Annotated in this window: 18 protein-coding genes; 13 read left to right on the top strand and 5 right to left on the bottom strand. The window is 65.9% G+C overall.

The window, feature by feature from the left end; translation table 11 throughout:
- Nucleotides 1-5: 5 nt before the first annotated feature.
- On the bottom strand, nt 6-1,049 hold the full coding sequence (gene hemE, locus VH499_RS20895; RefSeq protein WP_332054690.1) for a uroporphyrinogen decarboxylase: 1,044 nt from the start codon (nt 1,047-1,049) through the stop codon (nt 6-8).
- Nucleotides 1,050-1,370: 321 nt separating this feature from the next.
- Between hemE and VH499_RS20890 the strand changes: the two genes are divergently transcribed.
- The 3 genes from VH499_RS20890 to VH499_RS20880 are packed head-to-tail and all read left to right on the top strand — an operon-like array spanning nt 1,371 to nt 3,608.
- The gene (locus VH499_RS20890) at nt 1,371-2,219 is read left to right on the top strand and encodes a pyruvate, water dikinase regulatory protein (protein ID WP_332054689.1); all 849 of its coding nucleotides are present in this window, start codon (nt 1,371-1,373) and stop codon (nt 2,217-2,219) included.
- Between the two features lie 11 nt (nt 2,220-2,230).
- Nucleotides 2,231-2,641: a hypothetical protein gene (locus VH499_RS20885; protein ID WP_332054688.1), complete on the top strand. Its 411-nt coding sequence runs from the start codon at nt 2,231-2,233 to the stop codon at nt 2,639-2,641.
- Between the two features lie 37 nt (nt 2,642-2,678).
- Nucleotides 2,679-3,608, top strand: coding sequence for a cation diffusion facilitator family transporter (locus VH499_RS20880; protein ID WP_332054687.1), 930 nt, complete (start codon nt 2,679-2,681; stop codon nt 3,606-3,608).
- Between the two features lies 1 nt (nt 3,609).
- Here VH499_RS20880 and VH499_RS20875 read toward each other — a convergent pair whose 3' ends face one another.
- Complete coding sequence (locus tag VH499_RS20875; protein ID WP_332054686.1) at nt 3,610-4,404, bottom strand: trypsin-like peptidase domain-containing protein; 795 nt, start codon at nt 4,402-4,404, stop codon at nt 3,610-3,612.
- 66 nt (nt 4,405-4,470) lie between these two features.
- Nucleotides 4,471-7,263 carry a [protein-PII] uridylyltransferase gene (locus tag VH499_RS20870; RefSeq protein WP_332054685.1) on the bottom strand — a complete coding sequence of 931 codons (2,793 nt, stop codon included), beginning with the start codon at nt 7,261-7,263 and terminating at the stop codon, nt 4,471-4,473.
- A 77-nt stretch (nt 7,264-7,340) separates the two neighbouring features.
- Between VH499_RS20870 and VH499_RS20865 the strand changes: the two genes are divergently transcribed.
- From VH499_RS20865 to VH499_RS20830, 8 genes are all read left to right on the top strand, one after another.
- Nucleotides 7,341-7,712, top strand: coding sequence for a helix-hairpin-helix domain-containing protein (locus VH499_RS20865; RefSeq protein ID WP_332054684.1), 372 nt, complete (start codon nt 7,341-7,343; stop codon nt 7,710-7,712).
- On the top strand, nt 7,712-9,094 hold the full coding sequence (gene mnmE / locus VH499_RS20860) for a tRNA uridine-5-carboxymethylaminomethyl(34) synthesis GTPase MnmE (protein ID WP_332054683.1): 1,383 nt from the start codon (nt 7,712-7,714) through the stop codon (nt 9,092-9,094). Before VH499_RS20865 ends, mnmE begins: the two co-directional genes overlap by 1 nt.
- 54 nt (nt 9,095-9,148) lie before the next feature.
- Nucleotides 9,149-11,785: a DNA ligase D gene (gene ligD / locus VH499_RS20855; RefSeq protein WP_332054682.1), complete on the top strand. Its 2,637-nt coding sequence runs from the start codon at nt 9,149-9,151 to the stop codon at nt 11,783-11,785.
- Between the two features lie 4 nt (nt 11,786-11,789).
- Complete coding sequence (locus VH499_RS20850; RefSeq protein WP_332054681.1) at nt 11,790-12,695, top strand: Ku protein; 906 nt, start codon at nt 11,790-11,792, stop codon at nt 12,693-12,695.
- Nucleotides 12,696-12,739: 44 nt separating this feature from the next.
- Nucleotides 12,740-14,644 carry a tRNA uridine-5-carboxymethylaminomethyl(34) synthesis enzyme MnmG gene (gene mnmG, locus VH499_RS20845; protein ID WP_332054680.1) on the top strand — a complete coding sequence of 635 codons (1,905 nt, stop codon included), beginning with the start codon at nt 12,740-12,742 and terminating at the stop codon, nt 14,642-14,644.
- On the top strand, nt 14,622-15,302 hold the full coding sequence (gene rsmG / locus VH499_RS20840; protein ID WP_332054679.1) for a 16S rRNA (guanine(527)-N(7))-methyltransferase RsmG: 681 nt from the start codon (nt 14,622-14,624) through the stop codon (nt 15,300-15,302). Before mnmG ends, rsmG begins: the two co-directional genes overlap by 23 nt.
- Nucleotides 15,244-16,101 (top strand): AAA family ATPase, encoded by an 858-nt coding sequence (locus VH499_RS20835; RefSeq protein WP_332054678.1) that lies wholly within the window; start codon nt 15,244-15,246, stop codon nt 16,099-16,101. The genes rsmG and VH499_RS20835 overlap by 59 nt, the downstream gene beginning before the upstream one ends.
- Before the next feature lie 61 nt (nt 16,102-16,162).
- A complete protein-coding gene (locus VH499_RS20830; RefSeq protein ID WP_332054677.1) occupies nt 16,163-17,029 on the top strand; it encodes a ParB/RepB/Spo0J family partition protein in 867 nt (288 codons plus the stop codon).
- A 10-nt stretch (nt 17,030-17,039) separates the two neighbouring features.
- On the opposite strand, the gene VH499_RS20825 is transcribed toward VH499_RS20830, so the two are convergent.
- Nucleotides 17,040-18,065, bottom strand: coding sequence for a LysR family transcriptional regulator (locus tag VH499_RS20825; RefSeq protein WP_332054676.1), 1,026 nt, complete (start codon nt 18,063-18,065; stop codon nt 17,040-17,042).
- A gap of 129 nt (nt 18,066-18,194) precedes the next feature.
- On the opposite strand from VH499_RS20825, the gene VH499_RS20820 reads away from it, so the two are divergent.
- Together VH499_RS20820 and VH499_RS20815 are read left to right on the top strand one after the other, a co-directional pair.
- Nucleotides 18,195-19,688 (top strand): 4-hydroxyphenylacetate 3-hydroxylase family protein, encoded by a 1,494-nt coding sequence (locus tag VH499_RS20820; RefSeq protein ID WP_332054675.1) that lies wholly within the window; start codon nt 18,195-18,197, stop codon nt 19,686-19,688.
- 11 nt (nt 19,689-19,699) lie between these two features.
- Complete coding sequence (locus tag VH499_RS20815) at nt 19,700-20,308, top strand: VOC family protein (protein WP_332054674.1); 609 nt, start codon at nt 19,700-19,702, stop codon at nt 20,306-20,308.
- Between the two features lie 79 nt (nt 20,309-20,387).
- Here the strand turns inward: VH499_RS20815 and VH499_RS20810 are convergent.
- A partial coding sequence (locus VH499_RS20810) for a response regulator (protein WP_332054673.1) occupies nt 20,388-21,185 on the bottom strand: 798 nt, incomplete at its 5' end.

Raw genomic sequence — 21,185 nt, 5'->3', positions numbered from 1 at the left:
GTCCATCATGAGGGCGATGGCTTCCACTGGCGCACGATGTCGACCAGCTCGGCGACGTGCTCGGGCGGTGTCTGCTGCATCACGCCATGGCCCAGATTGAAGACGAAGGGCCCATGCGCCAGCTTGTCCAGAATGCGCCGGGTCTCGCGCTTCAGCGCGCCTCCGCCCGCGACCAGCATCAGTGGATCGAGATTGCCTTGCAGGCAGATATGTGGCTGCAGCTCCTGCGCCGCCCAGTGCGCGCCAATGCCGGTGTCAATCGACAGCGCCGCGAAGGCGTCCGGTCTGCGATACATCAAGGCAGCAGGGCCCACCGCACGGGGAAAGGCGATGATCGGCACCGTGGGGTGACGTTCCTTGACCGCATGGGCGATTCGCACCATCGGCTCGAGCGACCAGCGGAAAAGCTGCTCCTCGGGCAGGACGCCCGCCCAGGAATCGAAGAGCTGGACGGCATCGGCACCCGCCTCGACCTGGCAGACGAGATGATCGACGATCGCCTCGGCCAGGAGATCAATCAGCAAGCCAAACGAATCAGGATGGCGATAGGCCCAGATTTTGACCTTGGCAAAGTCGCGGCTGCTGCCGCCTTCGATCATGTAACAGGCCAGCGTGAAGGGAGCGCCGGCAAAGCCCAGCAGAGCCGTCTCCGATGGCAGGCCCTCGCGTGCCAGGCTTATGGCGCGATAGACCGGCGCAAGATGGTCGATGAGACGCGCGCGTGAAAGCTGGCCGAACTGCGCGGGGTCGGTCAGCGCCTCGAGCCTGGGTCCTTCGCCCTCCTCGAACCAGACCTTCTGGCCGAGCGCGTCCGGCACGACCAGGATGTCGGAAAAGACGATTGCCGCATCGAGGCCAAAGCGGCGCACCGGCTGCAACGTCACCTCGACCGCCTTGTCCGGCGTATAGCAGAAATCGAGAAAGGACTTCGTTGTTTCGCGCACCGCCCGATACTCCGGAAGATAGCGACCCGCCTGGCGCATTAGCCAGATCGGTGGCGTCGGAAAGCGCGTTCCGCCGAGCGTTGCCAGGAATTTTCCAGCGCTCAATTTTGTCCTCTCATGCCTTCCTCTTACTCTTTCAGAATAGGTTGTAGGAGTCGTTGGGCGTGTGGAGGACGGGGATGCGCGTCATTAGACAGCCGTCCCCAACGGCTTGTGGATCGGAAAGCGGTGATTTGTCGGCATCGAAGGGATGGAGTCCCGATTCGCAGATTTCTCCGGCCGGCTTGTCCGGAAGGGAAGACTGATGGGACCAGCTCGGAGAGTCGGTTCCTGAATCAAGCGCTCGGCCCGGGAAGGCCGACCTGTCCCCGATTTGCCACTGGCGTTCCGATTTTCTCCCCGGCGCTCTGTGGGCTAGATTGTGGCGTGGCCAATCGCAACTTCCACGTCCATCTGGTCTCGGACTCCACCGGAGAAACGGTGTCGAGCGTCGCCCGTGCCTGTCTCGTGCAATATGAGGGGATCTTCGTTCAGGAGCATGTCTGGTCGCTCGTGCGCACGCGGGGACAGATGGAGAAGGTGATGCAGGCGGTCGAGCGCGACCGCGGGCCGGTGCTCTACACGCTTGTCGATCCCGAACTGCGGGACTGTGTGCGCGATCATTGCCGACGCCTGCAGCTTCCCTGCGTCGGCGTGCTCGATCAGGTGATGAGCGTGCTCGCCGTGCACTTTCACTCCAAGAGCGAGCAATGGCCGGGCCGTCAGCATCAGCTCGATGACGGCTACTTCGACCGGATCGACGCCATGCACTACACCTTGGCGCACGACGATGGCCAGTCGACCCACGACCTCGACGATGCGGACGTGATCCTGGTGGGTCCCTCACGCACCTCCAAGACGCCGACCTGTGTCTATCTGGCCAATCGCGGCGTGCGTGCGGCCAACGTGCCGCTGGTACCGTCCGTGACGCCGCCGGCCGAGCTCGAGACGGCAACCCGGCCGCTCGTGGTGGGGTTGATCACCGACCCCGAGCGGTTGGTCCAGATCCGCATGAATCGCCTGCGGCTTTTGCAGCAGGACACGGAGAGCGAATATACGGATATGGACGGCGTGCAGCGCGAAATCCAGGAAGCGCGGCGTCTGTATGCCCGCCGCAAATGGGTGACGATCGACGTGACGCGTCGTTCGATCGAGGAGACGGCGGCGTCGATCCTGCAAATGTTGACCGTGCGCCGCGAACAGCGCATGCAGGCGGGAGAAAGCTCGACAGGTTGACGGAGGCGGCCATGCGGCCCGGTCTCGTGATCGCGTCAGGCATCCTGGTGTCGGTGCAGGCGTTCGGCGCCCAGCCGGGCATCGAAGTCCACCGCGGCGACGATGCGTCGTTGTTCGGAAGCTGCGTGCCGAGCCTGGTGGCCGAGAACAAATCGGCCGAGACGGTCGACTTTCTGCAGGTCGATGTCCTGTTCACCCTGGCGAATGGCGAGCAGCGCGACCTCGAACTGCAATCGGCGTACCGTGAGGGAATCGTCTTGCCGATCGCGCCAGGCGCGAAAGCGGTCCTGAAGCAGCATCTCGATCTGTCGCGGGCCCTCGGCGTTCCGTGCGACCAGGTGAAAAGCCGGCAGGTGATCGGTGTGCTGTGCCAGGCGTCGGGCGGCGGCCGTTGCGTTTCACCGGTGTCCACCGAGCCCTAGCATCGCAACAACGCGGCGCACGCGGCGTTCTGAGCCTATGCCCGGCGAACACCGCGACCTGACCTCGAAGACGGCAGTCTATGCAGCGCTCGCGGGCAATCTGCTCGTCGCCTTGACCAAGTTTGTCGCTGCGGCCGTCACCGGCAGCTCGTCGATGCTGAGCGAGGGAGTTCATTCCCTGGTCGATACCGGCAATGAGGCGCTGCTGCTTTACGGCTATCGCCAGTCCGCTCGCAAACCCGATCCGACGCATCCGCTGGGCTACGGCCGCGAACTCTATTTTTGGAGCTTCATGGTGGCCCTGCTGCTGTTCACCGCCGGCGCAGGGGCCTCGATTTACGAAGGCGTCGCCCACATCCGCTCGCCCGAACCGATTACGAACGCTGTCGTGAACTATGTCGTTCTCGTTCTCTCGTTCCTGTTTGAAGCCATCTCCTGGTGGGTGGCGTTCAAGAACTTTCGAACCACCGCGGGCGATCGCGGCTATTGGCAAGCGGTCCGGGACAGCAAGGATCCCCCGGCCTTCATGGTCCTGTTCGAGGATACGGCCGCCCTGATCGGCCTCGCCATTGCCGCCGCAGGCGTGTTTTCGGCCGACACCCTCGACATGCCCCAACTGGATGGCCTGGCCTCCATCCTGATCGGGCTTGTGCTGGCGATTACGGCCATCCTGGTTGCGCGCGAATGCAAGGAACTGCTGATCGGCGAGCGGGCGAGCGAGCGGGTCCGCGATTCGATCGCGGCCCTGGCACGGAGCGAGCCAGGCGTCGACGAAGCGAGCGGTATATTTACCGTGCACCTTGCCCCCGAGCAGATCGTGGCGGCTTTGAACCTCGAGTTTGACGACGACCTGCGCACGCCCCAGATCGAGCACAGCGTGAGGTCACTCGAGCAAAGGGTGCGGGATCGCCATCCCGAGGTCGTGGCCCTGTTCGTGAAACCGAAGGCGCGGGAGAAGCGGATCTGAGCTACCGCCAGTGAGTGCGGCCGGCGGTGCGATGGCGCAGCAGCTCGGCCACCACGCGGCGCACGGTATCGACGGGGATGGCGAAGCCGATGCCGACATTGGCGCCGCTCGGCCCGATGATCGCCGTATTGATGCCGACCAGCGTGCCGTTCATGTCGACGAGCGCGCCGCCGGAATTGCCGGGATTGATCGCCGCATCGGTCTGGATGAAATTTTCGCGGGAATCGTCGCCGATGCCGGTCCGGCGCACGGCGCTGATGATGCCGTGTGTTACCGTCTGGCCGATGCCGAACGGATTGCCGATGGCGATGACATAGTCGCCCACCTGCAGGGCGTCGGCATTGCCAAGGGGAATCGTCGAGAGGCCGCCGGCCGGGATTTGGATGAGCGCGACGTCGCTGTTGGGATCCGCGCCGATCTTGTGCGCCGTCAGCTGGCGGCCGTCCGACAGCGTCACCGCGATCTGGTCGGCGTGCTCGACGACATGGGCGTTGGTGACCACGAGTCCCTCGCGCGGATCGACGATGACGCCCGAGCCGGCGGCCTGGATCTCGCGCTCGATCGGACCCTGCGGGATGCCGAAGAACTGGCGGAAGAAGGGATCGTTGAAGAGCGGGTTCTGCTCCATCGCCACCCGCCCCTTGATAGCGATGCTGACCACCGCCGGAGCGACACGCCGAACGAGGGGAGCAAGTGTCGGCGGCGACAACGTCTGGGCCGTGGCGGCCGGCGCCTCGGCCCCAAGGGCAGCCGACAGGGAGACCAGGGCGGCGAGCAGAAGAGCCAATAGACGCACGGCATTCCTCCGGACGGTCGATCGTCGGTACCCTCGGCCGAAATTGTGGCGTGTCGGCGGCGTTTGCTATTCCGCAGCCTTGGGAACGGGCTCGAAGCGGGCATCGAAGTCGCGAATCGACTTCTCGACCTCGGCCGCGATCTGCTTGAGCTTGTCCTGGTTCACGATCTTCAGGCCGAACAGGTCCTTGACGTAGAACACGTCGACCGCGCGTTCACCGTATGTCGTGATGTGCGCCGTGGCGATCTGCAAATTCATGCGGGTCAACGCGCGTGTCACGATGTGCAGGAAGCCCGGCCGGTCACGCCCGTTGACCTCGATCACGGTGAACGTGTCGGAGGCGTTGTTGTCCATCAGCACGCGTGGTTGCACGGTGAAAACGCGGTCGCGTCGGGGCCACGAGCTCTTCTGGCTGTCGAGCTCGCGAGCAATGTCGAGCCGGTTGCTGAGTGCGATCTCGACCCGCGCGGCGAGGCGGGCGAGCCGCTGCGGCCCGTCGAACGGCTTGCCCTCGAGGTCCTGCAGCCAGAAGGTGTCGAGGGCCATGCCGTTGGCCAGGGTGAAGATCTTGGCGTCGACGATATTGGCGCCGCTGATCGCCATGGCGCCGGCGAGGCGGGCGAACAGGCCATGGGTGTCGAGCGTGTAGATCGTGACTTCGGTCACCGACCGGTCGGCGTCGATGCGGTGCTCGATGGCGAGCGCCTGATGATCCCGTTCGGCGCGCCGCACCAGCCCGGCCTGTCGAACGAGCGTGTCGGCCGGAAAGGACAGCCAGTACGGAGGGTAGCCGCGGCCAAAGTGCTCGTCCTTTTCCGCCTCTGTCCATCCGGTGAGCCGCCGGCCGACTTCGGCCTGCACCGCCTTGATGCGCTCGCCACGGCCGCCCGACAGCGTGCCGCCAGACAGGATATGCTCGGTGGCATGGTAGAGCTGGCGCAGAAGGGCCGCCTTCCAACCGTTCCAGACATTGGGCCCGACAGCGCGGATGTCGCATGTCGTCAGCACCAGCAGGAGCCGCAAACGCTCGGGCGATTGCACCAACGCGGCGAAGCTTTCGATCGTCTTGGGATCCATCAGATCGCGCTGGAAGGCGGTCGCCGACATGGCGAGGTGGTAGCGCACCAGCCAGGCGACGGTCTCCGTTTCGGCGGCGCTGAGGCCGAGTCGCGGGCAGAGCTGCATGGCGACGTCCGCGCCGAGCACGGAATGATCGCCGCCGCGGCCCTTGGCGATGTCATGCAGCAGCACGGCAAGATAGAGCACCGGCCGTGACAGAATCTTGTGCACGATCTCGGTCGAGACCGGAAGGTCCTCCTTCAGCGTACCGTTCTCGATGCTCGCGAGAATGCCGATCGCGCGGATCGTGTGCTCGTCGACCGTGTAGGTGTGATACATGTCGTGCTGGGTTTGCGCGACGACGCGGCCGAAATCGGGCACGAACCGGCCGAAGACACCCGCTTCATTCAGGCGCCGCAGCGTTGTCTCGGGATCGTGCCGCGAGGTCAGCATGGCCATGAACAGACGGTTGGCCTCGGGGTCGTTGCGCAGCCGATCGACCAGGCGGATGTTCTGTGTGATCTGCCGCAGCGATGCCGGATGGATGTCGAGGCCGTTCTCCTGCGCGACATGGAACAGGCGCAGGATGCCGACGGGATCCTTCGCGAAGGCGTCGGGGGTGGCCGCTGAAAGCCGCTCGCCGTCGAGTCGGAAGCCGCCGAGCTGACGCGGCCGCAACGTCTGCCACAAGGCGGCGAGCTTGGGCTTGCGGCGATGGCTGTCCTCCAGCGCGGCGACGAAGATCCGGGTGAGATCGCCCACCGTCTTGGCGTGGAGGTAGTAGTGCTTCATGAAGCGCTCGACGCCGCGGCTGCCGGGCCGGTCCTGGTAGCCCAGTCGCGAAGCAATCTCACGCTGCAGGTCGAACGAGAGCCGGTCGTCTGCCCGGCCGGTCAGATAGTGGATATGGCAGCGCACGGTGGTCAAAAACCGCTCGGCGCGCTCGAAATGGCGCGCCTCGCCGTGCGTCAGGACGCCTTTGGCCACGAGCTCGCCCGGCTTGTCGACCCGGTAAAGATACTTGGCGATCCAGAAGAGGGTGTGCAGGTCGCGCAGGCCGCCCTTGCCCTCCTTGACGTTGGGCTCGACGACATAACGTGAATCGCCCATGCGCACATGCCGCTGGTTGCGCTCGCTGAGCTTGGCTTCGACGAAATCGCGGCCGTCGCCGCTGCCGAAACGCTGCGCGAAGCCCTTGGCCAGCTCGTCGCACAGTGCACGGTCGCCCCAGAGATAGCGTGCTTCCAAAAGTGCGGTGCGGATCGTCTGGTCGCGCTCGGCGTAGCGCAGGCTCTCCTCGACGGTGCGCGTGGCATGCCCGACTTTCAGCCCGAGGTCCCACAGCAGATAGAGCATGTACTCGACGATCTGCTCGCCACGCGGCGTCTGCTTGTAGGGCCGCAGGAACAGGAGGTCGAGGTCGCTGAGCGGGGCGAGTTCGCCACGGCCGAACCCGCCGGTTGCCATCAGACCCAACCGCTCGGCGGCGCTGGGATTGGCGGCGGGATAGACCCGCGCGTCGGCAAAGTCGAAGATCACCCGCACCAGCTGGTCCATCAGGAACGAGGTCGCAGCCAGCACCGTGGGCCCGTCGTTGTGCTGCGGGCCCGGGGCCTCGAAACGGCGGCGGATTTCGTCCCGCCCCGCCGTCAGGGCGGCACGCAACAGGGCAAGAACCTGCGGGCGCGGCGGCTCGCTGCCCGTGGGCAGGTCCTCGACCAGCGTGGCCAAGGCCTCCTCGAGCGCGCGGCGACCGATGATCGTGCGGCGATCCGGGATATGGTCGTAGGGCGTGGCCATGCGCGGCCGATACTACAGGCCGCGGGGGTCCTAAAATAGGAGGTCGTCGAGGCTTTATCGATGCTAGGAGAACCCGCATGTCCCATGCCACTCGTACGCTCGAGCTCCTGGCGCTTCTCCTTGGCCTCGGGCTGCTGTTCGCGACGTCCGCCGGCGCCCAGACCCGTCCGGCACCTGCCAGTCCTGCCGCGGCCCTGGTCGATCTGAACTCGGCGAATCGCGACCAGCTTATGGGCCTGGAAGGGATCGGCGAGGTGCGGGCGGATGCGATCATTCGCGCCCGGCCGTTCAAGGCCAAGACGGAACTCGTGGAACGGCACATCATTCCCGAAGCGCTGTACGAGAAGATAGCCGACAAGCTCATCGCGCGTGCGGTCCCTGCGGCGCCCCCTGCTCGCCCCGCCAAGCCGCCGGCTCAAGCGGTGCCGTCGGCGGCCCCACGGCGCTGATGGACGGCTCGACGATCTACGCGCTTGGCACGCCGGCACCGTCGCGGCTGCAGCCGGGAGCGCTCGCTGTCATCCGGCTAAGCGGCCCGCGCGCCGCCGAGGCGCTGATCTTCCTCACCGAGCCCCACGCCTTCGAGCGCGCTCAATCGGCGCGGGATCCAGCCTTGCCTCCGCCGCGCCGCATGGTGGTGCGCACTCTGATTGAGCCGCTGACCGCAGAGGAGATCGACCGCGGCCTCGTCGTCTGGTTCGAGGCACCCTATTCGGAGACCGGCGAAACCATGGCCGAGTTGCATCTCCACGGCGGGCGGGCCGTCGTCAATGCGGCCATGGCGGCGATCCAGCAGCTCGGCTTTTGCCGGCTGGCCGAGCCGGGCGAGTTCACGCGCCGAGCCTTCGAGCACAACAAGCTGGATTTGACCGAAGCCGAGGCCATTGCCGATCTGGTCGCCGCCGAGACCGATCAACAACGCCGCCAGGCGTTGCAGCAGATGGACGGGGCACTGCACCGCCTCTACGAGGACTGGCGCACGCTCGGTCTGCGTGCGCTTGCCCATCTCGAAGCCGCGATCGACTTTCCGGATGAAGACCTGCCGACCGGCCTCGGCGAGGAGGTGCGCGCATCGATCCTCCAGCTCATGAGCGAGATCGCGGCACATCTGGACGACAAGCGTGGCGAGCGGCTGCGGCACGGGCTGAGCATCGCCATCATCGGTCCGCCAAATGCCGGAAAATCGTCCCTGCTCAATCTTCTGGCCCGCCGCGATGCCGCCATCGTGTCGGAGACCGCCGGCACGACCCGCGACGTGATCGAGGTCCATCTCGATCTCGGCGGCTGGCCGGTGGTGGTGGCCGATACCGCCGGTCTGCGCGAGAGCGGTGATGCAATCGAACAGGAGGGTGTGCGCCGGGCGCTGGCGCGCGCCGGCTCGGCCGATCTCCGCCTGCTGGTGCTCGATGCGACGACCGACTGGAAGGCGGCGTTGGCCGAGCTGACTTCGGGCGGTGCACGCTGGGATGCTGCGCACGATATCGCGGTGGTGAACAAGATCGATCTGCAGCCCGTCGATGCTGCGGGCGTGGTGCCGCTCTCCGCCCGGTCGGGTACGGGTCTCGCCGAGCTGCTGGCCCGCCTGCAGCAGTCGGCGGGCCTGCTGATGGAGCAGGGTGCCGCGGCCGCGCCGCCATTGACGCGCGTGCGCCATCGCGAAGCGCTGATTGAAGCTCACTCTGCCCTTGCGCGTGCGCTCGACGCACCTGAAGTCGCGTTGGCCGCGGAGGACCTTCGGCTGGCCATGCGTGCGCTTGGCCGCATCACCGGCACCGTGCGCATCGACGAGCTGTTGGATGTGATCTTCCGCGACTTCTGCATTGGCAAATAAGGGGAACCGACCCAGACGCCTCACGTTCACCTGACTGTGCAGCCGAGGTCTTCCATGCGCAGAGACAGCCTGGCCACCTATCGCGCCAAGCGCGACTTCAGCCATACCGACGAACCGTCGGGCAAAGCGTCGGTACCCGCCGCCGCGCAGCTGCGCTTCGTGATCCAGCGCCACGATGCGACGAGACTGCACTACGATTTCCGTCTGGAACTGGATGGCGTCTTCAAGTCGTGGGCCGTCACCAAGGGCCCCTCGCTCGACCCGCACGACAAGCGGCTGGCGGTGGAGGTCGAGGACCATCCGCTCGACTATGGCGATTTCGAGGGGACCATTCCCCAGGGCCAATATGGCGGCGGCACGGTGCAGCTCTGGGATCGCGGCTACTGGATGCCGGAAGGTGATCCGCATGAAGGACTGATGCGTGGCGACCTCAAGTTCACCTTGGCCGGCGAGCGGTTGGGCGGCAGCTGGGTGCTCGTGCGCATGAAGTGGAGCCGCGAGCAGAGCCGGGGCAGCAAGCGCAACAACTGGCTTCTGATCAAGCACCGTGACCAGGCGGCAGTGGACGGCGACGGTGACATGCTCCTGAAGGATGCGACCTCGGTCGCGTCCGGGCGGACCTTGAAGGAAATCGCTCTCGGCACCGGCAAGGCGCCGACCCCGTTCATGACCGCCAAGCGCCGCTCGGCCGGAGCGGTCTGGGACAGCAACAGGAAGGGCGGCGGCGAGAAGGCCACCTTGCCCGACTCGAAGGCGAAACCCAGGAAAGTCCGCGCCATGCCGTCCTTCGTCGAGCCGCAGCTCTGCAAGCTCGTCGAGCGCGCACCGTCCGGTCCGGGTTGGGGACACGAGCTCAAGTTTGACGGCTATCGGCTACAACTGCGAGTCGAGCACGGCAAGGCGGTCCTGCGCACGCGCAAGGGACTCGACTGGACCGATAAATTCAGGGCGATCGCCACGGCTGCCGAAAAGTTGCCGGACTGCATGATCGACGGCGAGGCCGTGGCGATCGACGACAATGGCGCGCCCGATTTCGGGGCGCTTCAAGTGGCGCTCTCGGAGGGAAAGTCGGACAAGCTGATCTTCTTCGTGTTCGACCTGCTGTTCGCCGAAGGCGAGGATCTGCGGGCGCTGTCCCTGCGCGACCGCAAGGCCCGGTTGCGCGACCTGGTGTTGGGACTCAAGGGCAAACATCCGCTGATCCGTTACGTCGACCACTTCGAGACCGCAGGCGATGCCGTGCTGGAATCGGCCTGCCGGATGAAGTTCGAAGGCATCATTTCCAAGCAGCTCGATGCGCCCTATCGGTCGGGGCGATATGGCAGTTGGACCAAGGCCAAATGCCGGGCCGGTCAGGAGGTGGTGATCGGCGGCTGGACGATGACCGGCAGCAAGCTGCGCTCACTGGTCGTCGGATACCACCGCGGCGGCAAGCTGGTGCATGTCGGCCGCGTGGGAACGGGTTTCGGGTCCGAGGCCATGCGCAGGCTGCTGCCGCGCCTGAGGGCCGTCGAGAGCAAGCAGAGCCCCTTCGCGCCAGGAGCCAGTCCGCCCAGGGAAAGCAACATGCACTGGGCCCGCCCGGAGCTGGTGGCCGAAATCGAATTCGCCGGCTGGACTCACGACGGCAACGTGCGGCAGGCGGCGTTCAAGGGTCTCCGCGAGGACAAGCCATCGGCGGATGTGGTGGCCGAGCAGCCGGTGCCGCCCACCGAGGCCAAGCTCGCCAAACCGAAGCCGAGCCGTGGCAGGACCGTGAGCCCGGCCGCCGGCGTCAGCCGGAAGGGCCAGACGGCCGTGGTGATGGGGGTGTCGATCTCGCATCCCGACAAAGCCTTGTGGCCTGACCTGAAGCCGCCGATCACCAAGCTCGAACTGGCAAGATACTATGAGGAGATCGGCGACTGGATGGTCGAGCACATCAAGGGCCGGCCCTGCTCCATCGTGCGCACGCCCGACGGCATCCACGGTGAGCGCTTCTTCCAGCGCCACGCCATGCCGGGCGGCTCGCATCTCGTCACGGAGACCGAGGTGCGTGGCGATCGTAAGCCTTACCTGCAAATCGATCGGGTCGAGGCGCTGGCGGCGATGGCGCAGATTGGCGCCACCGAGCTCCATCCCTGGAACAGCCAGCCCGACCGGCCCGATCTGCCCGGCCGGCTTGTGTTCGATCTCGATCCGGCGCCGGATGTGAAATTCGGCGAAGTGATCAAGGCGGCACAGGAGTTGCGACGGCGGCTCGCGAAACTGGGGCTGGTGCCTTTTTGCAAGACTACCGGCGGCAAGGGGCTCCATGTCGTGGTGCCGCTCACCTCTGACAGGAAGAGTCCAAACTGGGATGCGGCCAAGATGTTCGCGAAAGAGGTCTGCCGTCGCCTGGCCGACGAGCAACCCGACCGCTACGTGCTCAACATGGCCAAGAAGGAGCGCAGCGGCCGAATCTTCCTCGACTATCTGCGCAACGATCGCACCTCGACCGCGGTGGCGCCGCTCTCACCGCGCGCCCGCGACCAGGCCACGGTGTCGATGCCGATCGAATGGACCACGGTGAAAGTTGGTCTCGATCCTACGCGCTATACGATGCGGACCGCCCCGGCGTTGCTCAAGAAGAACAAACCCTGGCGCGGCTACGCCAAGGCGGCACGCCCGCTGCGCGCCGTCATCGAGACGTTGCTGAACAGCAAGGAATGATTCCATGGCCAAGGAACGGCGCAAGGCGCTTCGTCCCACCTGGGAGGGACATCTCCGACTCTCGCTCGTCACCTGCCCGGTCGCCCTCTATACCGCGACCGAGCGCAGCGCCGACGTCCATTTCAACCTGATCAATCCCAAGACCCACAACCGCATCCATATGCAGACGGTCGATGCCGGGACGGGCAAACCGGTCGACCGCTCGGAGCTGGTGCGCGGCTTCGCCGTCGCCAAGAACAAGTACGTGCTGCTCGACAAGGAAGAGCTCGAGGCGGTGAAGCTCGAATCGACGCGCATCATCGATATCGAGCATTTCGTCGATGCGGAAACCATCGATCGCATCTACTGGGACGAGCCCTATTATCTCGCGCCCGCGGGCAAGACTGGCGTCGAGGCCTTTGCTGTGATCAGGGCCGCCATGAAGGAGCAGAACAGGGTAGCGCTCGGGCGCCTGGTGCTGCATCAGCGCGAGCGCATGTGCGCGCTGGAACCGCGCGACAGCGGCATCCTGCTGACGACGCTGCGCAGCCACGACGAGATCCGCAGCAGCGATGCGGTGTTCGACCGCAGCCTGCCCAAACCCGATACGGGCATGCTGAAGATTGCCGAGAAGATCATCGAGCAACAGGAGGCGGCGTTCGATCCGACCGAGTTTCGGGATCGCTACGAGGAGGCGTTGCGCGACCTGATCGCACGCAAGAAGAAGGGCGAGCGGCTGGTCGCGGCCGAACCGGAGCAGCCGGAGGGCAAGGTCGTCGATCTGATGGCGGCGCTGCGTCAAAGCCTCGAAGGCGGTGGCGCTGGCCGCGACAGGGCCGAGCGCTTCCTGGCGGCGCACCGCAAGAGTTCCCGGGGAAGTCGCAAGCGCACCACCCGCAAACGCAGCAAGGGTCGCCGGCGGGCCGCCTGAGGCCGTCTGGACCAGCTGCCGTCCGCAAGCGTAAAAGGCCCGCCATGTCGGGCCTTTCCTATGACGTGATCGTGGTCGGCGGTGGTCACGCCGGCTGCGAGGCAGCAGCGGCTGCGGCGCGCCTTGGCGCGCGTACGCTCCTTCTTACCCATCGGCTCGATACGATTGGGGAGATGTCGTGCAATCCTGCGATCGGCGGACTGGGCAAGGGCCATCTGGTGCGCGAGATCGATGCCCTCGACGGCGTCATGGGCCGCGCCATCGACCGCGCCGGCATCCAGTTCCGCACCCTCAATCTGTCCAAGGGGCCGGCCGTGCGCGGCCCGCGCGCTCAGGCCGACCGCAAGCTGTACCGACAGGCGATGCAGGCACTTCTGTCCGAGCAAAACAATCTGGAGATTCGCGCGGAAGCTGTAAGTAATATCTTGCTGGATACCCGCGGTGCGTGCAGCGGCGTGCTCACGGAGTCTGGCGCCGACTTTTTTGCGGGCCGTGTCATCCTGACGACCGGCACCTTCCTGCGAGGCCTGATTCATCTGGGTGAAATCAAGATTCCGGCCGGGCGAGCCTGCGGGCAGCGCGGTGGTTTGCCGGCCGACCTCGGGCCAGATGCGGTCGAACAGCCGTCAAGCAGGCTCGCGCACAGGTTGCAGTCCGCCGGCTTTGCCCTGGGTCGGCTAAAGACGGGCACGCCCGCCCGCCTCGACGGCCGCACGATCGACTATGCTGGCCTCGAGCGCCAGGAGGGCGACACGCCGCCTCAGCCCTTCTCCTATCTCACGCGTGAGATCGCGACCCCCCAGGTTGCCTGCCATGTCACCGAGACCACGCCCGTAACCCACCGGATCATTCGCGCCAATTTGCATCGCGCGCCGATGTACTCCGGCCAGATCGAAAGCGTAGGTCCGCGTTATTGTCCGTCGATCGAGGACAAGGTCGTGCGCTTCGCCGGTCGCGACCGCCATCAGATCTTCCTTGAGCCGGAGGGGCTGGACGATTCCACCGTCTACCCAAACGGGATTTCGACCTCTCTGCCGCGCGACGTCCAGGTCGCTTTGCTGCAGACCATCCCGGGTCTGGAACGTGCAGCCATGCTCCGGCCAGGCTATGCCATCGAATACGATCATATCGATCCGCGCGAACTCCATGCGACTTTGGAGACGAAGCGGATTTCGGGTCTCTATATGGCCGGCCAGATCAACGGAACGACGGGCTATGAAGAGGCCGCGGCGCAGGGCCTGATCGCCGGTCTGAATGCCGCTTTGGCGGCGGCCGGTTCGGCGCCGTTCCACATCGATCGCGCGGACGGGTACATGGGGGTTTTGGTTGATGATCTGGTCAGCCTGGGCGTAACCGAGCCGTACCGGATGTTCACGTCGCGGGCGGAGTACCGGCTGTGGTTGCGCGCAGACAATGCCGACCAGCGCCTGACGCCCAAGGGTATGGCGATCGGTTGCGTTGGGCGCGACCGGCGCGACCGGTTCCACGTGAAACAGCGAGCCCTGGAAGATGCGCGCAGTCTCGCCGGCCGGCTGACCGCAAGTCCGTCGACGCTCGCAAGACGGGGCGTTTACGTCAATCGTGACGGTGTGGTTCGCTCGGCGCTCGATCTGTTGGCCTATCCCGAGATGAACTGGGGGCGACTGGCATCGCTGTGGCCCCAGCTGGGCTCCATTCCTTCGGAGATCGCGAACCAGCTCGCCATCGACGCGCGCTATGATGGTTATCTCGCTCGCCAGCGCCAGGACATTGCCGCCTATCGCCGTGACGAGGCCTTGAAGCTTCCGGACGATTTGGACTACGGCGTCGTAGGTGGGTTGAGCAACGAGGTCCGGCAGAAGCTCGAGGCGCATCGACCGGCGACCTTGGGTCAGGCCGGGCGCATTTCAGGGGTGACACCGGCCGCCTTGGTCGTCCTCTTGAAATATGTCCGCCGACAAGCGGCGTAGAGCCGACAGCGAGGGCGGCTACAGGCGCTTCCGTAAGGAGATGCAGGCCCTTGGGGTCCCTGTTTCACGTGAAACTGAGGCCGCGCTCCAAGCCATGGTTACAACACTGGAGCGGTGGCAGAGGGCCATCAATCTGATCAGTCGCGCTACAGTCGACGATATCTGGACCAGGCATATCCTCGATTCCGCCCAACTCATTCCTCTCATTTCCGGGGAGGCACGGAGTCTGACCGACCTTGGCAGCGGGGCGGGTTTTCCTGGATTGGTGCTGGCAGCCTTCCTGCCGGATTTCGATATCACCCTGGTCGAGTCCGATGCCCGCAAGGGAGCCTATCTGGCTGAAGCCGCCCGCCAGATGGGGGTGACGGGAAATTTGCGGGTCGTGATCGGCCGCATCGAGGAAGTCCAACCCGCCAAGGCCGACATCGTCACCGCGCGCGCTCTTGCGCCGCTTGGCCAACTCCTTGCTTTGGCCGACCGGCATCGGTCGGACCCCGCTATTTGTCTTTTCCACAAGGGAAAAGGGTGGCGCAGTGAATTGACCGAAGCCCATAAAGACTGGGAGATTGAGGCCCAGCCTTTCCCCAGCGTAACGGATCGTGACGCCGTCCTCCTCCGACTTGCCGCCTACCGGGCCAAAGATCTTCGCGATCGCTAATCAGAAAGGCGGCGTTGGCAAGACCACGACCGCCATCAATCTTGCCACGGCCCTGGCGGCCGTGGGCGAGCAGGTCCTGCTGATCGACCTCGACCCGCAAGGTAACGCCTCCACCGGCTTGGGCATCGCGCGCAACCAGCGTTCGCCCGGGGCCTACGAGTTCCTGTTGGGCCTGTCATCGCTGGCGGACGCCGTGCGCACGTCGCAGATTCCGGGCCTATCGGTCATGCCGGCGTCCGTCTCGTTGGCGGGCGCCGAGATCGAGCTGATCGACATGGAGCGCCGCGAGCACCGCCTGGCCGAGGCTCTGACGGCGCCCGGCGACGATGCGCGTCGCCGTTGGGATACCATTCTCATCGACTGCCCTCCGTCGCTCGGCCTCGTGACCTTGAATGCCCTGGTGGCCGTCGATGCCGTGCTCGTGCCGCTGCAAGCCGAGTTCCTGGCGCTCGAGGGGATCGGCGCCCTGTGCAACACCGTGGAGCGGGTGAAGAAGATCCTCAACCGGAAGTTGCATATCGCTGGTGTGATCCTGACCATGGTCGATCGCCGAATGACGCTCAGCCAGCAGGTCGAAGCAGACGTCCGCGCGCATTTCGGCGAGCTCGTGTTCGGCACGACCATCCCGCGCAACGTGCGCATTGCCGAGGCCCCGTCGCATGGCCTGCCGGTCCTGATCTACGACAATGCCTGCGCCGGATCGCAGGCCTACATCCTGCTGGCGAGTGAGTTCATCCGGCGCCGGCGCACTGCCGCGGAAGCGGCGCAGCAACAGGCCTCCCATGAACCTGCCACCTAAGCCACGCGGCCTTGGCCGCGGACTATCCGCTCTCCTGGGTGACGACGACGTTGCGTCAGCGGTGGTGACGCCGTCGCCGTCGCCAGGCGGGGTCGCAACCGGCGACGCGGCAAAGCCGGCGCCGGCATCCCGTGTGCCTTTCACCCTGCCGATCGCGCGTCTGCGCCCTGGCCGGTTCCAGCCGCGCACCGTCTTCGAGGAGAAGGACGGGCTGGTCGACTCCGTTCGCCAGTTCGGCCTCTTGCAACCCATACTTGTGCGCCCATTGGCCGACGAACCCGACGCCTACGAAATCGTCGCCGGTGAGCGCCGCTGGCGGGCGGCGCAAAAGGCTCAGTTGCACGAAGTCCCGGTCGTCGTTCGCTCCCTCGACGATATCGATGCCTTGCAGCTTGCCCTGATCGAGAACCTGCAGCGCACTGATCTGTCGCCCATCGACGAGGCCACGGGCTACCGCCGCCTGATCGAGCAGTTCCATCAGACACAAGAGGAGGTGGCCGAAACGATGGGGCGGAGCCGTCCGCACATCGCCAACACGCTGCGCCTCCTCGACCTGCCCGAGGAGGTCCGGAGCATGGTCCAGCGCCACGAGTTGAGCGCGGGCCATGCGCGGACGCTGCTGAGCTTCGCCGATCCCACGGCAATGGCGGTGCGCACAATCAAGGAAAAGCTGAGCGTACGCGAGCTCGAGCGGCTGGCCGCGGGAGAGAAGCCCGGGCACAAGGCCGGAAAGGTCCGAAAAGGCGCACGTCCGAGCGACGGCACCAAAACCGCCGATACCAAGGCGCTGGAGCGGCGCGTCGAGGAAGCCCTGGGCCTAAAGGCATCGTTGGTGCTGCGCGGGCTGGCCGAGCAGAGCGTGCTTACGCTTGAAATCCGTGACTACGATCAACTCGATCTCGTCGTCGAGCGCCTGACCCGACGCTAAGAAGCCGACGCTACTGCAACCGCATGGCCGCCCGCGCGAGCAAGCCGCGCAACCAGGCATGACCGCGTTTGCCGCTCGCGGCCAGGCTCCAATAGGCGTCGATCATCAACTGGCGATGCGGATGGGCGAGCTCGACGATGCGCAGCCGGCGCGACCGGATCAGCTCCTGCGCCACCTTGCGCGGGACCAGCGCTATGCTGTCGGCCTGCTCGACGATGGCGCCGATCACCAGGAAATTGGGTGTGGTGCAGACCAGCGCCGTCTCGAGCGCGGATGTCGGCTGGAGCTGAAGGCGGATGTCGGGCGGCACTCGCGGGTCGGATCTCATCCCGACCTGACGTTCCCGCTGGAACTGCTCTGCCGTGATGCGTGCCGGGATCGCCTGGTTGGCTTCGGCCGTGATGCACACGATATCGTCGCGCCATAGCGGCATCGAGCCGATGCGCTTGCCCAACCGCTCACCGAAGGCACGCGGCCCGATCAGGAAGTCGATGCGGGCGAGTTCGTCCGGATTGCGCAGCCGCGCCTCGGTGAATTCCAGCACCACGCGCGGCGCCTCCGCCGCGCAGATCTCGGCCAGGATCGGCGCCAGCAACAGGCTCACATAGTCGGCCGTGGTGACGACAAAGTGCACGGCCTCAGTCGCCGGATCGAACGGATTGGTCGAATCGAGCAGCAGGCCGATCTCGGCGAGCGCGCGATGCAACGGATCGATCAGCGCCTCGGCGCGAGGCGTGAGTTGCGCTTCCCGCCCGATCGGCACCAGCAGCTGATCGTCGAAGGAGAGGCGCAGCTGCCGCAGGATTCGGCTGACGCCGGGCTGCGTCATGCCGAAGGAGCGCGCCGTGCGCGTGACGCTGCGCGTGCGCAGGAGCTCGTGCAGGATCGGGAATGTGTCGAGGTTTACGCGACGCAGCCGCGCCGCCAGCTCGCGGGCATCGGGAACCGGGACGGCGTCCGCGGACGGCGTCGCTGCCGCTGGCTTCGGCGGCCGGCGACGTCGCAGCCGTGCGGCTGCCGATCCGGATTTGGCCACCCGCCCCTCCCATAACAATTCGTTATATGTTCTATTCCTCATTTGTTCGTTCCGGCAAGTGCGCGCGCTGAATAGCATTTCGCCCCGCGCGCATTTGCACCGGCAAGGCGCGTTCCCGGGAGGGCCGGCATGGCGGCACGTACAGGCGAACAATTCCTGCGTGGTCTGAAGGATGGCCGCGAGCTTTGGGTGGGCGGCGAGCGCATTCGTTCGATCGTCGATCATCCGGCACTGAGCGGTGCGGCCCATGCGCTGGCCGAGGTCTTCGACCTGCAGCACCGGCATGCGCAGGACTGTCTGATGGCCGATCCCGAGACGGGCGAATCGATCAATGTCAGTCACATGATCCCGCGCAGCCGCGAGGATCTGCAGCGGCGCCATCGTGGTTTGGAGCGCGTCGCCGAATTCTCGGTGGGCCTCATGGGGCGCACGCCCGACTACATGAACGTGACCTATGCGGGCTTCGCCGGCCGCTCCGACGAGTGGGCGGTGAATGGAAACGAAGCGGGCGCCGCCAACCTGGTACGCTATCAGAAGAAGCTCGCCCGCGAGGATATCTCCCTCACCCACACCATCGTGCACTCGACCGTCGATCTGGCGAAAGGCAAGTATCCGGTCGGATTCGACCCGGTACAGCTGCACAAGGTCGAGAACACCTCGACCGGCATCCTGGTTCGCGGGTCGCGCGTGCTGGCGACGCTCGCGCCCTTCGCCGACGAGCTTGCGGTCTATCCCGGCGGCCCGATGCCCAATGCCGCCGACGTACATGCCCTTTCGTTCTGCATTCCCATGGACACGCCGGGGCTGAAATTCATCTGCCGCGACAGCGTGGCCGTCAACACCAACCGGTTCGAGCATCCGCTGTCGAGCCGGTTTGACGAGCAGGATGCGTTCGTGATCTTCGATGATGTCGAGGTGCCGCGCGAGCGGCTGTTCATCGACGCCAATCTCGACGTCTACAACACGGTCATGAAGACGAGCTGGTGGCCCAACATCATGCAGCAGACCATGATCAGGGCACAGACCAAGCTCGAATTCGCGTGGAGCCTGGCCACGCGCATGGCCGAGACGATCAACTCCGCCAACCAGCCGCCGACGCAGCAGATGCTGGGCGAGATCGCAATGTATGCCGAATTCGCGCGCGCGGCCGTCTATGCCGCGGAGCAAGCGGCCGATGCACTCGGCAACGGCATGTGGTCCTGCGACGGCCGGCCCCTGGCGGCGTTGCGCGCCGCCCTGCCGACCTGGTTCCCGCGGGTCAACGAGATCATCCGCCTGATCGGCTCGCACAATCTTCTGACTACGCCGGCGCGGGCAGCCCTCGAAGACGAGACGCTGAGGCCGCTGGTCGAGAAATATCTGCGCGGGGTTGGCGTCGACGCCGAACAGCGCAGCCGCCTGTTCCGCCTGGCCTGGGACTTCGCCGGAACCGCCCTCGGCAGCCGCAACGAGCAATACGAGCGCTTCTACCTGGGCTCGGTCGGTCGCAATCTGATTGCCGCCCAGACGGTGGCGCTGGCCGACCGGGCCCGGGCCAACCGTTTGCTTGACCGCTTCCTGCTGGAGGAGTGGGATGACACCCGGCAGGTGGCGCCGCAGCATCTGGCGTCGGCCGCATCGTGAGGAGGAGCTCGATGGATCAACCGCTTTCGGACAAGCCCGCCGCCCCGGCCCAGGCGGTGACGCCGCGCGGCATCAACCATCTCGTGCTGAATGTCCGCGACCTCGAAGAGTCGCACCGCTTCTGGACCGAGATCCTGGGCTTCCGTCAGGTCGGCGAGCTCAAGCCGACACCGCAGCGTCCCCATCCGCCGAAGATGCGCTTCTACAGCGGCGACCGCGGCGGCCAGACCCATCACCATGATATCGCGCTGGTCGAGAATCGTGAACTGCCGGCGCCGCCTCAGGACTGGAAGATGTTCGGCATGCCGCTCGCGGTGAACCATATCGCGATCACCTTGCCCGATCGCGATGCTTGGTCGCGGCAGCTCGCCTATCTGCAGGCGCGAGGCGTCAGGTTCGACCGGCGCGTCGAGCACGGCATGACGCACAGCCTCTACATCCACGATCCCAACGGCTACGGAATCGAATTGCTTTACGATTTGCCGCGCGAGATCTGGGAAGGCGACATCGACGCCGCCCTCAACTACGTGAAGGTCCTGCCGACCGAAGGTGCGGAGGCATTGGTCGACGGCACCGAAGATCTTCCCAAGTTTGGCACCCAAGGGCGCGCGGCCGAGTGATCTTCCTCTGACGCCTACGTGTCCGTTGACCGGCGCGTGGGCCAGCATCGCTGTCCGCTCGCGCGGCGTTTCGATCGCTTCACGCCGGGCTGAGCTCCGAAATCACCTTTCGCCATTCGGCGCGGAGCGCCTCGAGATCGGCCGGGCGATTCGACTTTTCCACCGTCTCGGCGAGGTCGCCCAGGCGCCCGGCGCCGGCGGCGCGGGCAGCGCCCTTGAGCTGGTGGGCGAGTTCGGCGAGCCGCGGCGGATCGCAGGCCGCTGCCTCGATCTCGTCCAGAAGCCTGGCGCCTGTGGTCCTGAAGCGCTCCAGCACGCGCTCGACGGAGGCGGGATTGCCGCCGAACATGCCGGACACCACCGATCGATCGACCGCGCCGGAGGCGCTGCCTTCGGGAACCGCGATCGCCTGGCGCGCCACGGCCTCGCGCAGGCGCTCCAGGGTGAGCGGTTTGGTGAGATAGCCGTCCATGCCGGCGGCGAGGCAGCGCTCGGCCTCGCCCTTCAGGGCGTTGGCGGTCAGCGCCAGGATCGGTGTGCGCGGACGATCGGCGGTGGCACTCTCCTCGGCGCGGATCTGGCGTGTGAGCTCGAAGCCGTCCATGTCGGGCATGTGGATGTCGGTGATGACCAGCGCATGGTTTCGCGCGCGCCACAGGGCGAGGCCCTCGATGCCGCTGCTCGCGGTGTCGAGCCCGATCCCCAAGATCTCGAACTGCCCGATCAGGACCTCGAGATTGACCTCCGAATCGTCGACCGCCAGCACCCGCCGGCCGTGCGCGGCCAGCGCCGCAGGCTCGGGCTGGTCGTTGGCGGCGATCGCCCGGGCGTCGTCGCGCCGCACGGTGACCGTGACAGTGAAGGTCGATCCCTGGCC

Source organism: Reyranella sp., assembly GCF_036558665.1.
GTDB lineage: Bacteria > Pseudomonadota > Alphaproteobacteria > Reyranellales > Reyranellaceae > Reyranella.
Note: the sequence above shows the minus strand (reverse complement) of the source record. Positions and strands in the feature narration are given on the sequence as shown.

What these genes read in the sequence shown, in the direction of transcription:
- VH499_RS20820 (WP_332054675.1), top strand. Translation starts at nt 18,195, where the DNA reads ATGGCGGCACGTACAGGCGAACAATTCCTGCGTGGTCTGAAGGATGGC.
- VH499_RS20865 (WP_332054684.1), top strand. Translation starts at nt 7,341, where the DNA reads ATGTCCCATGCCACTCGTACGCTCGAGCTCCTGGCGCTTCTCCTTGGC.
- mnmG (WP_332054680.1), top strand. Translation starts at nt 12,740, where the DNA reads ATGTCGGGCCTTTCCTATGACGTGATCGTGGTCGGCGGTGGTCACGCC.
- mnmE (WP_332054683.1), top strand. Translation starts at nt 7,712, where the DNA reads ATGGACGGCTCGACGATCTACGCGCTTGGCACGCCGGCACCGTCGCGG.
- VH499_RS20880 (WP_332054687.1), top strand. Translation starts at nt 2,679, where the DNA reads ATGCCCGGCGAACACCGCGACCTGACCTCGAAGACGGCAGTCTATGCA.
- VH499_RS20885 (WP_332054688.1), top strand. Translation starts at nt 2,231, where the DNA reads ATGCGGCCCGGTCTCGTGATCGCGTCAGGCATCCTGGTGTCGGTGCAG.
- ligD (WP_332054682.1), top strand. Translation starts at nt 9,149, where the DNA reads ATGCGCAGAGACAGCCTGGCCACCTATCGCGCCAAGCGCGACTTCAGC.
- VH499_RS20870 (WP_332054685.1), bottom strand. Translation starts at nt 7,263, where the DNA reads ATGGCCACGCCCTACGACCATATCCCGGATCGCCGCACGATCATCGGT.
- VH499_RS20815 (WP_332054674.1), top strand. Translation starts at nt 19,700, where the DNA reads ATGGATCAACCGCTTTCGGACAAGCCCGCCGCCCCGGCCCAGGCGGTG.
- VH499_RS20850 (WP_332054681.1), top strand. Translation starts at nt 11,790, where the DNA reads ATGGCCAAGGAACGGCGCAAGGCGCTTCGTCCCACCTGGGAGGGACAT.
- rsmG (WP_332054679.1), top strand. Translation starts at nt 14,622, where the DNA reads ATGTCCGCCGACAAGCGGCGTAGAGCCGACAGCGAGGGCGGCTACAGG.